The organism is Methylobacterium sp. WCS2018Hpa-22 (assembly GCF_031843785.1).
Lineage (GTDB): Bacteria > Pseudomonadota > Alphaproteobacteria > Rhizobiales > Beijerinckiaceae > Methylobacterium.
The window spans coordinates 203,212-215,089 of record NZ_JAVTJA010000007.1 but is presented as its reverse complement, the minus strand read 5'-3'; the positions used below and the strand labels follow the sequence as shown (position 1 = coordinate 215,089).

Below are 11,878 nucleotides of genomic sequence, written 5' to 3'. Positions count from 1 at the left end.
CGATCCCGTCCGTTTGTCTCACCCTACCTGCTCTTTCGGGCCGAGCCTCTTGTCGAGATAGGTGTCGACCGTCTGGGTCAGCTCGTCGACCTTGCCGTCGAAGAAGTGGTTGGCGCCCTCGACCACCTGATGCTCGATGATGACGCCCTTCTGCACCTTCACCTTCTCGATGACCGGCATCACCTCGCGGGCCGGAGCCACGCGGTCCTCGGAGCCGTGCACGAACAGGCCGGAGGACGGGCAGGGGGCCAGGAAGGTGAAGTCGTAGCGGTTGGCCATGGCCGCGATTGAGATGAAGCCCTCGATTTCGGGGCGGCGCATGAGAAGCTGCATGCCGATCCACGAGCCGAACGAGACGCCGGCGATCCAGCAGGCCCGCGCCTCGGGATTGACCGACTGCACCCAGTCGAGCGCCGAGGCCGCATCGGACAATTCACCCGTGCCATGGTCGAAGTTGCCCTGGCTGCGGCCGACGCCGCGGAAATTGAAGCGGAGCGCCGCGAAGCCGCGATTGGCGAAGGTATAGAAAAGATTGTACACGATCTGATTGTTCATCGTCCCCCCAAACTGGGGATGCGGATGCAGCACGATCGCGATCGGCGCGCCCTTCTTCTTGGGTGCCTGGTAGCGCCCCTCGAGACGGCCGGCGGGTCCGGTGAAGATGACTTCGGGCATGGTCTTTCCAAAACTCCTGGCGCCGCTCGCTGAAAGCAACCCATCCTGTCGGCCAACGCGCCTTGACTCGGAGCGCCGCACTCTTAAAAACGCTCTTAGAATAATTCTAGGTGATTAGAATAATTCTAAACTGACTCGTTTCCAGAGACTTGGGATCGGTCGCCCCTCGAGGCTCGGCGCTTGGCGAAGACGTGTGGTGCCGGGGCCTTAGCATGATGACGGGGGGCAAAAGCAAGGAAATGTGGGTTCGGGCCTTGACCAACGCATGACTATTTCGCGCGCCTATCTCGATCACAACGCGACATCTCCGGTTCGTCCGGAGGTGGCGGTAGCGGTCGCGCGCGCGCTGGAACTGCCCGGCAACCCCTCGTCGATCCATCACGAGGGCCGTGCCGCCAAGGCTGCGTTGGAGGCCGCGCGCGACCAGGTCGCCGCCCTGATCGGCGCTGGCCAGAGCCGCGTCATCTTCACCAGCGGCGGCACCGAGGCGGCGAATGCAGTCCTGTCGGGCGCTCTGATCAGGACCGGAGCCGCGGCGCCGACACGTCTCCTGATGAGCGCCACCGAGCATGCCTGCGTCGGGGCGGGACACCGCTTCGCGCCCGGATCGGTGGAGATCGTACCGGTTCACCCCTCCGGCCTGATCGACTTGGCCGCACTGAAGCAGGCCCTGGAGCGAGCGCGCGACGAATCGGTGCTGGTCTCCGTCCATGCGGCCAACAACGAGACCGGCGTGGTCCAGCCCCTCGCCGAGATCGTCGCCCTGGCCAAAGCGCATGGCCGTGCCCTCGTCCATAGCGACGCAGTGCAGGCGGTGGGGAAGATCCCTCTCGATTTTGCGAGGCTCGGCCTCGATGCCCTCACCCTGTCCGGACATAAATTCGCCGCGCCGAAGGGCACCGGCGCGATCGTGCTCGCCGAAGGCGTCGCGCTGGATCGGGCTTTCATCCGGGGCGGCGGCCAGGAATCGCGGCAGCGCTGCGGAACCGAGAACCTGCCGGGTCTCGTCGGCCTCGGCGAAGCGGCGCGGATCGCTCGGGTGCATCTGGCCGGCATCGATGCCGACCTCCGAAACGGGACGGAAGCCGCCCTTCGTCGCATCGCCCCGGATGCCGTCGTCTTCGGGAGCGGTGCGCCAAGGCTCCCCAATACCCTGTGCTTCGCCGTGCCGGGACTCAATGCGGCAACGGCGCTGATGGCGCTGGATCTCGCCGGAATCGCCCTCTCGTCCGGGTCGGCTTGCTCGTCGGGCAAGGTCGCCCGCTCGACGGTCCTGGCCGCCATGGGCGTGAGCCCCGCGCTGGCTGCGGGGGCGCTCCGCGTCAGTTTCGGCTGGAACAGCGCGGAAAGCGACCGCTCACGCTTCCTCACGGCCTTCGAACGGCTGGTGGGGACCCTATATCAACGGCGAGGGCAGGCGGCCTGAAGCGCCGCCCATCCCAAGCCATCCTCTCGCGAAAACCCCGGCCCTTGACGCCGGTGTAGGTCAGGAGACGTGCAATGCCTGCAGTGCAGGAAACCATCGACCGGGTCCGCTCGATCGACCTCGACCAGTACAAGTACGGGTTCGAGACCACGATCGAGATGGAGAAGTCCGCCAAGGGCATCTCCGAGGACGTGATCCGCTTCATCTCGGCCAAGAAGGACGAGCCCGAATGGATGCTGGCCTGGCGCCTCGACGCCTACAAGCGCTGGCAGACCATGCAGGAGCCCGACTGGGCGCGGGTCTCCTATGACAAGGTCGATTATAAAGACATCTACTACTACGCGGCGCCCAAGCGCCCGGCGGCGATGTCTCTCGACGAGATCGACCCCGAAATCCTGAAGACCTACGAGAAGCTCGGCATTCCCCTGCGCGAGGTCGAGGTGCTGGAGGGCATCGCCCCCGAGCGCCGGGTCGCCGTCGACGCGGTGTTCGACTCGGTCTCGGTGGCCACCACCTTCAAGGCCGAATTGTCGAAGGCCGGCGTGATCTTCATGCCGATCTCGGAAGCCATCCGCGAATACCCGGACCTGGTGCGGAAGTATCTCGGCTCGGTCGTGCCCGTGACCGACAACTTCTTCGCGACTCTGAACTCCGCGGTCTTCTCCGACGGCTCGTTCGTCTACATCCCGCCGGGCGTGCGCTGCCCGATGGAGCTGTCGACCTATTTCCGCATCAACGAGCGCGACACGGGGCAGTTCGAGCGCACGCTGATCATCGCCGACAAGGGCTCATACGTCTCGTATCTCGAGGGCTGCACCGCCCCGAAGCGCGATGACAACCAGCTCCATGCCGCTGTGGTCGAACTCGTCGCTCTCGATGACGCCGAGATCAAGTACTCGACGGTCCAGAACTGGTATCCGGGCGACAACGAGGGCAAGGGCGGCATCTACAACTTCGTCACCAAGCGTGGCGACTGCCGGGGCGCCAACTCGAAGATCTCGTGGACCCAGGTCGAGACCGGCTCGGCCATCACCTGGAAGTACCCATCCTGCATCCTGCGCGGCGACAATTCCCGCGGCGAGTTCTACTCGATCGCGGTGTCGAACGGCATGCAGCAGGTCGATTCCGGCACTAAGATGATCCATCTCGGCAAGAACACGACGAGCCGGATCATCTCGAAGGGGATTTCCGCCGGGCGTTCGCAGAACACCTACCGCGGCCTCGTCTCGGCGCACCGGAAGGCGACGGGCGCGCGCAACTTCACCAACTGCGATTCGCTGCTCATCGGCGACCAGTGCGGCGCGCACACCGTGCCGTATATCGAGTCGAAGAATTCTTCCGCGCAGTTCGAGCACGAGGCCACCACCTCGAAGATCTCGGAAGACCAGATGTTCTATTGCCAGCAGCGCGGCCTCTCCAACGAGGAGGCGACCGCCCTCATCGTCAACGGCTTCGTCCGCGACGTGCTGCAGCAGCTGCCGATGGAGTTCGCCGTGGAGGCCCAGAAGCTGATCTCGATCAGCCTCGAAGGCTCGGTGGGGTAGGGCGGTTTTTCCCTTCTCCCCTCTGCGGGAGAAGGTGGCCCGCGAAGCGGGCCGGATGAGGGGTGCGCGCGACCCGGAGGGGTCGCCCCCTCTTGCGGGACTTCGTACCGATCCGCCCGCTCCGTAGGCACGCCCCTCTCCTCGGATGGGAAAGGGTCGCTCCGCGTTTCAAGTTTTAGAACGGACTTTGCTGCAATGATCGAAATCAAGAACCTGACCGTCGCCATCGAGGACAAGCAGATCCTCAACGGTCTCAACCTCACCGTGAAGGACGGCGAAGTCGCCGCCATCATGGGCCCCAACGGCTCCGGCAAGTCGACGCTGTCCTACGTCATCGCCGGCAAGGAGGATTATGAGGTCCTCGACGGCGAGATCCTGCTCGACGGCGTGAACATCCTCGAGATGAGCCCCGACGAGCGCGCCGCTTCCGGTGTGTTCCTGGCCTTCCAGTACCCGCTGGAAATCCCGGGCGTCGGCACCATGACCTTCCTCAAGGCGACGCTCAACGCCCAGCGCCGGGCGCGCGGCGAGGGCGAACTCTCCACCCCCGACTTCATCCGCAAGGTGAACGGCGCGGCGGAGAAGCTTGAGATCAACAAGGAGATGCTCAAGCGCGCCCTCAACGTCGGCTTCTCCGGCGGCGAGAAGAAGCGCATGGAGATCCTGCAGATGGCTCTACTGGAGCCGAAATTCTGCGTGCTCGACGAGACCGATTCCGGCCTTGACATCGACGCCCTTCGCATCGTCTCCGGCGGCGTGAACGCGCTGCGCGCGCAGGGCCGCTCGTTCCTCGTCATCACCCACTACCAGCGCCTGCTCGACTACATCGTGCCGGACGTGGTCCACGTGATGTCGCAGGGCCAGATCGTGAAGTCGGGCGACAAGGACCTCGCCAAGGCGCTCGAGGCTTCCGGCTACGCCGAGTACCGCACGGGCGAGGCCGCCTGATCATGGCCGACATCACCCCGCTCCGCACGGCGGCCGAGACCGCCCTGTCGAAACTCTTCGAAGCCACGAAGATGAAATACCCCACGGGCGTGTCCATCGCCCGCGAGGAGGCCTTCCGCTATTTCGAGGCGGTGGGCCTGCCGACCCGCCGGGTCGAGGCGTTCAAATACACCGATCTGCGCTCGGCGTTCCGCGATGCCGCTCACCCGGCCGAGATGCCCTCATCCGACACCGCCAAGGCGGCGGTCGAAGAGGCGAAGGGCTTTGCCGGGATCGAGGCCGTGCGCCTCACCTTCGTGAACGGCCACCTGATCGCCGACCAGTCGGATCTCGGCCGCATCCCGGCCGGCATCACCGTGACTCCGCTCAACGAGGCGCTGACCGTCGGGAACGCGCTTCTGGAGAAACTGACGCCCGTTCGTCAGGCCTCTGAGAACCCGATCTACCAGCTCAACACCGCCTTCCTGGCGGATGGCGCGTTGATCAGCGTGGAGGCCGGCGCCAAGGTCGAGACGCCGCTGCACCTGCGCTTCATTGGCACCGGCACGGAAGCCTACTCGACCGCCACCCGCGTGCTCGTAACGCTGGGCGAGGGCGCGGAAGCGCTCGTGCTGGAGAGCCATGAGGGGCCGGACGGTATCTCCTACCAGCCCAACGATGCCATGGACGTGGTGGTGGCCGATAACGCCACCTTCCGGCATGCGCGCCTGAACGCGGAGGGCCGCGACGCCGTGGCCTTGTCGACGCTATCCGTGAAGCTCGGGGCCGAGGCTGCGGTGGAAACCGTGAACGTCGTGGTGGGCGCGGTGCTCTCCCGGCATCAGGTCTACCTGAACTTCGCCGGGGCCGATGCCCGCGCGGTGGTGAACGGCGCAGCCATGCTCAACGGCAAGCAACTCGCGGACACCACCTTCCTGGCCGACCATGCCGCCACCGGCGGCGTCAGCCGCGAGCTGTTCAAGACCGTGGTGGATGGCGAGGCCACGGGCGTGTTCCAAGGCAAGATCATCGTCCAGCAGGCGGCCCAGCAGACCGACGGCAAGATGATGTCGGCCTGTCTCATCCTGTCCGACGAGGGCCAGATGATGAACAAGCCCGAGCTCGAGATCTTCGCCGACGACGTCGCCTGCGGTCACGGTGCCACCTGCGGCGCGCTCGATGAAGATCTGCTGTTCTACCTGATGCAGCGCGGACTGCCGAAGGCCCAGGCCGAGAGCCTGCTGGTCCAGGCCTTCCTGGGAGCCGCCATCGAGTCGGTCAGCCACGAGGGCGCGCGAGAGGCTCTGGTCGGAACCGTCGAGGCGTGGCTCGCGGCGCGCGGCTGATCGCATTCCGACAGGCCCCTTCCCCTCGCACCGGGGGGAAGGGTTGCGCGCGCCGGACACCCAACAGGTATCGCCATGAACGCACCCGTCCCGAATACTCCCTACGACGTCGAGGCGATCCGGGCCGAATTCCCGATTCTGGCCCAAAAAGTCTACGGCCGGCCGCTGGTCTATCTCGACAACGCGGCCTCGTCGCAGAAGCCGCGCGCAGTCATCGACGCCATGGTGAATTGCATGGAGACCGGCTACGCCAACGTCCATCGCGGCCTGCATTTCATGGCGAATGCGGCGACCGAAGGGTTCGAAGGCGCGCGCGAGACCACGCGGCAATTCCTCAACGCCGACTCCACCGACGAGATCATCTTCACCCGCAACGCCACGGAAGCCTACAACCTCGTGGCCTCGTCCATGGGGCTGCTCGGCCAGATCGGGGAGGGGGACGAGATCATCCTCTCGATCATGGAGCACCATTCCAACATCGTGCCCTGGCACTTTCTGCGCGAACGGCGCGGTGCGGTGATCAAATGGGCGCCGGTGGACGACGAGGGCAACTTCCTCGTCGAGGAATACGAGAAGCTGTTCACGCCCCGCACCAGGATGGTGGCGATCACCCAGATGTCGAACGTGCTCGGCACGGTGACGCCGGCGGCCGAAATCGTCCGCATCGCCCACGCGCACGGGGTGCCGGTGCTCCTCGACGGAGCGCAGAGCGCGGTCCACCAGCCCATCGACGTGAAGGCGCTCGATTGCGACTTCTTCGTCTTCACCGGTCACAAGGTCTACGGACCCACCGGTATCGGCGTGCTCTACGGCAAGAAGGAATGGCTGGAGCGCCTGCCCCCCTATCAGGGTGGCGGCGAGATGATCCGCACGGTGAGCCAGGACGCGATCACCTATAACGATCCGCCGCATCGCTTCGAGGCCGGAACCCCCGCGATCATTGAGGCGGTGGGCCTCGGTGCGGCGCTGGAATTCATGATGGGGGTCGGGCGCGACCGGATCGCGGCGCACGAAGCGTCCCTCCTGGCCTATGCCCAGGAGCGCCTCGGCGCGATGAACTCACTGCGGATGATCGGCACCGCCAAGGGCAAGGGCGGCGTCATCGCCTTCGAGATGAAGGGGGCCCATGCCCACGACATCGCCACGGTGATCGACCGCTACGGCGTCGCCATCCGGGCCGGCACTCATTGCGCCATGCCGTTGCTGACGCGATTCGGCGCGACCTCCACCTGTCGCGCGTCGTTCGGCCTGTATAATACCCGTGACGAAGTGGATGCGCTTGCCGAGGCCTTGGCCAAGGCCGAGATGATGTTCACCTGAGACGAGATCCGGCGGCGAAGCCGCCGCGAGTGCGATTGCGCGCCGCCGCGCCTGCGGCGGTCGTCGCGAGTCGGAGACGATCGATCCGCGGCACTCACCATGAGGACGACACCATGAGCGACGCAGCCATCACCGGAGGGGCCAATACCCCCGCCATCGCCAGCGCCTCGGCGATCCCGCCGGAGGAACTCGACCGCCTGACCGACGATATCGTCGCCGCTTTGAAGAGCGTCTACGATCCCGAGATCCCGGCGGACATCTACGAGCTCGGCCTGATCTACAAAGTCGACATCGCCGATGACCGCACGGTCGCCATCGACATGACCCTGACGGCCCCCGGCTGTCCGGTGGCCGGCGAGATGCCGGGCTGGGTCGAGACGGCGGTCGCCGCCGTGCCGGGTATCCAGTCCTGCAGCGTCACGATGGTGTTCGATCCGCCGTGGGACCAGAGCCGGATGTCCGACGAGGCCCGCGTCGCCCTCGATATGTGGTAGCGCGGTTCAGAGGGGCGGTTCTTCGGCGGCGAGATCCCGGCGCCGCGGGAAGCTTAGCCTGTCAGAGATGTCTGCCAGTGCCAATGCGGCACCGATCGCCGGGAGGGCGATGACGGCCTCCAGACCTTCGAAGGTCTCTATCTCCCAGGAATCCCTCTCACGCGCGTAGAGCAAAGCCTGCGGCTTCAGGGGCTCGACAAGGAGGATGTAGGCGAGGGTCGGATGCCGCTTGTATTCTTCCATCTTGCGGGTCTGATCGATGGAGGTGGTTGAGGGCGAAGCCGCCTCGACCACGAGCTTCGGCTACGGCATGGCTTGCCGCGGAGCTGATTGCCGAGGCTGATGATGATGTTCACCGTCGCCCGGTCGTGCTGCATGCTCGCCCCCGTCATAATCCGGTGCCGCGGCACCGGGTGGCCGTCGACGAGTTCGTAGAGTTCGTAGAGTTCGTCCTGACCGCTTTGCCAATCGAAGAACTCTTCCGGGGTCATGGTCCTCCGCCCCGCGTCCGCCATCGCTCCCTCCGCCTCGCAGTGCGAACGATATCATACCCATGCAGGCCTTGCTGCGTCCCACGGCAGTGGACCGCAGCCTTCGCCATCCTTATCTTAACGGCGTACTGCCATCCTCAACCGCCCGGGCCTTGAACCCGGTTGCCGGAGAGATCTCATGCTCAAGAATTTCAAGGTCCTTTCGCTGACGGATGCGGCGGCGGACCGGATCAAGGCCATCATCGCGGATGCGGACAAGCCGATCGCGGGCCTCCGCGTCGGCGTCAAGAACGGCGGCTGCGCCGGCATGTCCTACACGATGGAATATGCGGAAGGGCGCAACCCCGGCGAGGACATGGTGGAGGATCGCGGGGTGACGGTTTTCGTCGACCCGAAGGCGGTCTTGTTCCTCCTGGGCACCGAGATGGACTTCAAGACGACCAAGCTATCGTCCCAGTTCGTGTTCAACAACCCGAACCAGACCTCGTCCTGCGGCTGCGGCGAATCCGTTGCGATCACGCCGGCCAATCCCGAAGTGCTGCGCGCCTCGGCCTGAGGCCGGGTTGGCCGGGACGCGAGGGTCCGGCCGGCAGAACCGGCTCGGCCTTCATGCGACGGCGGTGAGCACGTCCAAGGCGACGCGGGAATCGTCCACGGTCCGGTTGCGGCCGTCGCGCTTGGCCATGAACATGCATTGGTCGGCGCGTTCGAGGAGCGACACGGCGGTGTCCCCCGGTCGCGAGGTCGCGACCCCGAGGGAGATCGTCACCTTGCCGAGGGACTCTCCCGTGGTCCGCTTCACCAGTTCACGCCCCATCACGCTGGCACGGACCTTCTCGCCGATGGCGACGGCCGCGTTCCGGTCGGTTTCGGGCAGGAGAATCCCGAACTCCTCGCCGCCGAAACGCGCGAGGGTGACACGAGCCTTCAGGTGCTCGCGCATGACGATGGCGACGAGGCGCAGCACTTGATCGCCCGTGAGGTGGCCATAGACGTCGTTGAAGCGCTTGAAGAAATCGACGTCGATGACGATCAGGCTACAGGGAAGCGCTTGGTTCGCCGCGGCCTCGACCATCTTGCGCAGACTCTCCTCGAAATGCTTGCGGTTAGACAGCCCGGTGAGGGGATCGGTGAGGCTCTCCAGCCGCGTCGCCTCCAGCGTCTCGCGCAGGGTCTCGATCTCGCTGCGGCTCTCGCGCATGCGTGCTTCGAGCGTGCGGTTATTGGCGGTGATCTCCCGGGTCGTCGCCACGAGTGTCGTAACGATCTCACGGACGCGGGCGCGGTTCTGGTCCGAGACGTCGAGATCGCGCGATAACGCCTGAAGTGACGCGCCATACTGCGCGGTCGATCCGAGGGAGAGGTCCATCACCTCCATGATGCCCTCGATTTCGGCCAGCATGTTCGCGTTCATCCGCTCGGTGGCGGCGACAAGACGGCGACTGTCGACATACGTCTCGTAGAGGGAATCCACATCGGAATCGGAGAGGCTGCCCTTCTCCGTGGTCAGCCTCTTGATCGCGTCGTTCATCAGCGGCTGGGTGCCGGACACGTAGGCATACCAGACGGAATAGGCCTGGGGGGTCGCCGAGGAGCCGTAATCCCGCATCAGCACGTTGGCGCGGTCGGACAGTGCGAAGGTTCGCTCCCTGTCACCGTAGCTTCCGTGGCTCATCAACCCGCCTGCTTCCCGAACCGGCATTCAGGATGCTGAATGACGAGATGTCCCCGTTACCCCACTGATGGTGGAGATGCAGTTAAAAGGGCAGGGAACAATTTGTGGCTCGGCGCGTTAGGTCGACTTTTTGATCACGGCCGGGCGCAGGAGGAAGGCTGGCACATGCTCGCCAAGACCGAGCGGCGTATCGCCATCGTCATCGTCTCTGCGACGGGGTGACGGACGGCGTTCGTCGCGGCCGCGGTCCGACGAGCCTCGGCGGGAATCTTGACCGCGTGGATCAGGGTTGCGAGCCTCTTGCGGCGGACGAGAAGGCTCGCGCCGGCGCGGAACCTGGACGATTGCCTCGGGCGTGGGGGACTCGGCCACAGCATCGACCTGTGCGGGCTCGGAACGCCGCGAGGGCTGGCGCTCGCGTGATGAGCGCCGGCCTTCCGACTTGCCGCCTTCCGACTTACCATTCTCGGACTTGCCGCTTTCGGGCTTGCCGCTTTCGGACTTGCTTCCCTCGGATCTTCCGCCCTCGCCACCGCGTGAGCGCCGAGCGGAATCCCCGCTGCGTCCGCGATGACGTGTGCGGGTCTCTTCCTCGACCACCACCGGCGAGGGCTCGGCCAGGGTGCCGAGATCGCCCTCAGCCCAGGGGATCGGCTGACCGATCAGGCTCTCGATCGCGGTCACCGACCGTTCGTCGGAGCGGGTGACCAGGGTGAAGGCATGCCCGGCGCGACCGGCACGGCCCGTACGCCCGATCCGGTGCACGTAGTCTTCCGGGTGATGCGGCACGTCGAAATTGAAGACGTGGCTCACCGCGGGAATGTCGAGGCCGCGAGCCGCGACGTCGCTCGCAACCAGCAGCGGAACTTCACCGGAGCGGAATCCATCGAGGGCGACCGTGCGCGCGCGCTGATCCATATCGCCGTGAAGGGCCGCGACGTTGAAACCGTGGCTCGCCAGCGACTTCTGCAGCAGCGCCACGTCGCGCTTGCGGTTGCAGAAGATGATGCCGTTGTTGAGTTCGGCCTCACCGCGGATGAGACGGCGCAGGAGATCGCGCTTCTCGTGCCCCTCCGACCCTGCGGCGACCAATTTCTGCACGATCGTCGTCGCGGTGGAGGCGGGGCGCGCCACTTCGATCCGCTGCGGGTTATGCAGGAACACGTCAGCCAGCCGCTCGATCTCGGGCGGCATCGTCGCGGAGAAGAACAGGGTCTGGCGCGTGAACGGCACCATCTTCACGATGCGCTCGATATCGGGAATGAAGCCCATGTCGAGCATCCGGTCCGCCTCGTCGATGACGAGGAGCTCGACCCCGGTGAGCAGCAGCTTGCCGCGCTCGAAATGGTCGAGCAGGCGGCCCGGTGTCGCGATCAGAACGTCGGCGCCGCGCATCAGCTTGGCATCCTGCTCGGCGAAGGACACGCCCCCGATGATCAGGGCCACGTTGAGCTTGTGGTTGACGCCGTAGCGGTCGAAATTCTCGACCACCTGGGCAGCGAGTTCGCGGGTCGGCTCAAGGATCAGCGTGCGCGGCATGCGCGCCCGTGCCCGTCCATTCTCGAGCAGGGTGAGCATCGGCAAGGTGAAGGCGGCGGTCTTACCCGTCCCTGTCTGGGCGATACCAAGGACGTCACGGCGCGCCAGAACGTGCGGGATGGCTTGAGCCTGGATCGGTGTCGGGTCCGTGTAGCCCGCGGCCGTGACGGCCTGGAGGACCTTGTCGCTCAATCCGAGGTCGGCAAAAGACATATGCTGATGTGAACCGTTGCGCGCAGGAACTCGTAACGATCCGCGCGGAGAAGATCGTCGTGGGCTAGGCTCCACGGTCCGTTCGAAAAGGGTCGTTCGAATACAGGACCAGCCGCGCACACGCGTTGCGGGACACTTAGAGCCTTGAGGTGTCTTGTCAATCGACCACGGGCAAAGCACCGTCGTTTATCCGGTGCATACGGCGTCCTGCGAACGAGAAGCCGAAGA

At 65.4% G+C, this 11,878-nt stretch carries 11 protein-coding genes; 7 read left to right on the top strand and 4 right to left on the bottom strand.

Features of this window, described 5'->3' with window-relative positions:
• Window positions 1–18: 18 nt before the first annotated feature.
• Window positions 19–675, bottom strand: a complete 657-nt coding sequence (locus RQI43_RS11695) for an alpha/beta hydrolase (protein ID WP_056423924.1) — start codon at window positions 673–675, stop codon at window positions 19–21.
• Window positions 676–940: 265 nt separating this feature from the next.
• Here RQI43_RS11695 and RQI43_RS11690 point away from each other — a divergent pair, with 265 nt between their 5' ends.
• The 6 genes from RQI43_RS11690 to RQI43_RS11665 all read left to right on the top strand — a co-directional run bounded on the left by RQI43_RS11690 (window position 941) and on the right by RQI43_RS11665 (window position 7,732).
• Window positions 941–2,101 (top strand): cysteine desulfurase family protein, encoded by a 1,161-nt coding sequence (locus RQI43_RS11690; RefSeq protein WP_056423926.1) that lies wholly within the window; start codon window positions 941–943, stop codon window positions 2,099–2,101.
• 74 nt (window positions 2,102–2,175) lie between these two features.
• Entirely contained in the window at window positions 2,176–3,645 is a 1,470-nt protein-coding gene (sufB, locus tag RQI43_RS11685) for a Fe-S cluster assembly protein SufB (RefSeq protein ID WP_056423928.1), read from the top strand.
• A 195-nt stretch (window positions 3,646–3,840) separates the two neighbouring features.
• Window positions 3,841–4,593 carry a Fe-S cluster assembly ATPase SufC gene (sufC, locus tag RQI43_RS11680; RefSeq protein WP_056423930.1) on the top strand — a complete coding sequence of 251 codons (753 nt, stop codon included), beginning with the start codon at window positions 3,841–3,843 and terminating at the stop codon, window positions 4,591–4,593.
• Between the two features lie 2 nt (window positions 4,594–4,595).
• Window positions 4,596–5,918 carry a Fe-S cluster assembly protein SufD gene (sufD, locus tag RQI43_RS11675; RefSeq protein WP_056423931.1) on the top strand — a complete coding sequence of 441 codons (1,323 nt, stop codon included), beginning with the start codon at window positions 4,596–4,598 and terminating at the stop codon, window positions 5,916–5,918.
• Window positions 5,919–5,993: 75 nt separating this feature from the next.
• Window positions 5,994–7,238 carry a cysteine desulfurase gene (locus tag RQI43_RS11670; protein WP_311275263.1) on the top strand — a complete coding sequence of 415 codons (1,245 nt, stop codon included), beginning with the start codon at window positions 5,994–5,996 and terminating at the stop codon, window positions 7,236–7,238.
• Between the two features lie 113 nt (window positions 7,239–7,351).
• Complete coding sequence (locus tag RQI43_RS11665) at window positions 7,352–7,732, top strand: SUF system Fe-S cluster assembly protein (protein ID WP_056423936.1); 381 nt, start codon at window positions 7,352–7,354, stop codon at window positions 7,730–7,732.
• A gap of 6 nt (window positions 7,733–7,738) precedes the next feature.
• Here the strand turns inward: RQI43_RS11665 and RQI43_RS11660 are convergent, their stop codons facing one another.
• Window positions 7,739–7,975, bottom strand: a complete 237-nt coding sequence (locus RQI43_RS11660; protein ID WP_311275262.1) for a hypothetical protein — start codon at window positions 7,973–7,975, stop codon at window positions 7,739–7,741.
• Between the two features lie 426 nt (window positions 7,976–8,401).
• Between RQI43_RS11660 and RQI43_RS11655 the strand changes: the two genes are divergently transcribed.
• Window positions 8,402–8,779, top strand: coding sequence for an iron-sulfur cluster assembly accessory protein (locus RQI43_RS11655; protein WP_056423941.1), 378 nt, complete (start codon window positions 8,402–8,404; stop codon window positions 8,777–8,779).
• Window positions 8,780–8,830: 51 nt separating this feature from the next.
• On the opposite strand, the gene RQI43_RS11650 is transcribed toward RQI43_RS11655, so the two are convergent.
• Together RQI43_RS11650 and RQI43_RS11645 are read right to left on the bottom strand one after the other, a co-directional pair.
• A complete protein-coding gene (locus RQI43_RS11650; protein ID WP_311275261.1) occupies window positions 8,831–9,898 on the bottom strand; it encodes a GGDEF domain-containing protein in 1,068 nt (355 codons plus the stop codon).
• 117 nt (window positions 9,899–10,015) lie between these two features.
• Entirely contained in the window at window positions 10,016–11,650 is a 1,635-nt protein-coding gene (locus RQI43_RS11645) for a DEAD/DEAH box helicase (RefSeq protein ID WP_056423944.1), read from the bottom strand.
• Between the last annotated feature and the right edge of the window lie 228 nt (window positions 11,651–11,878).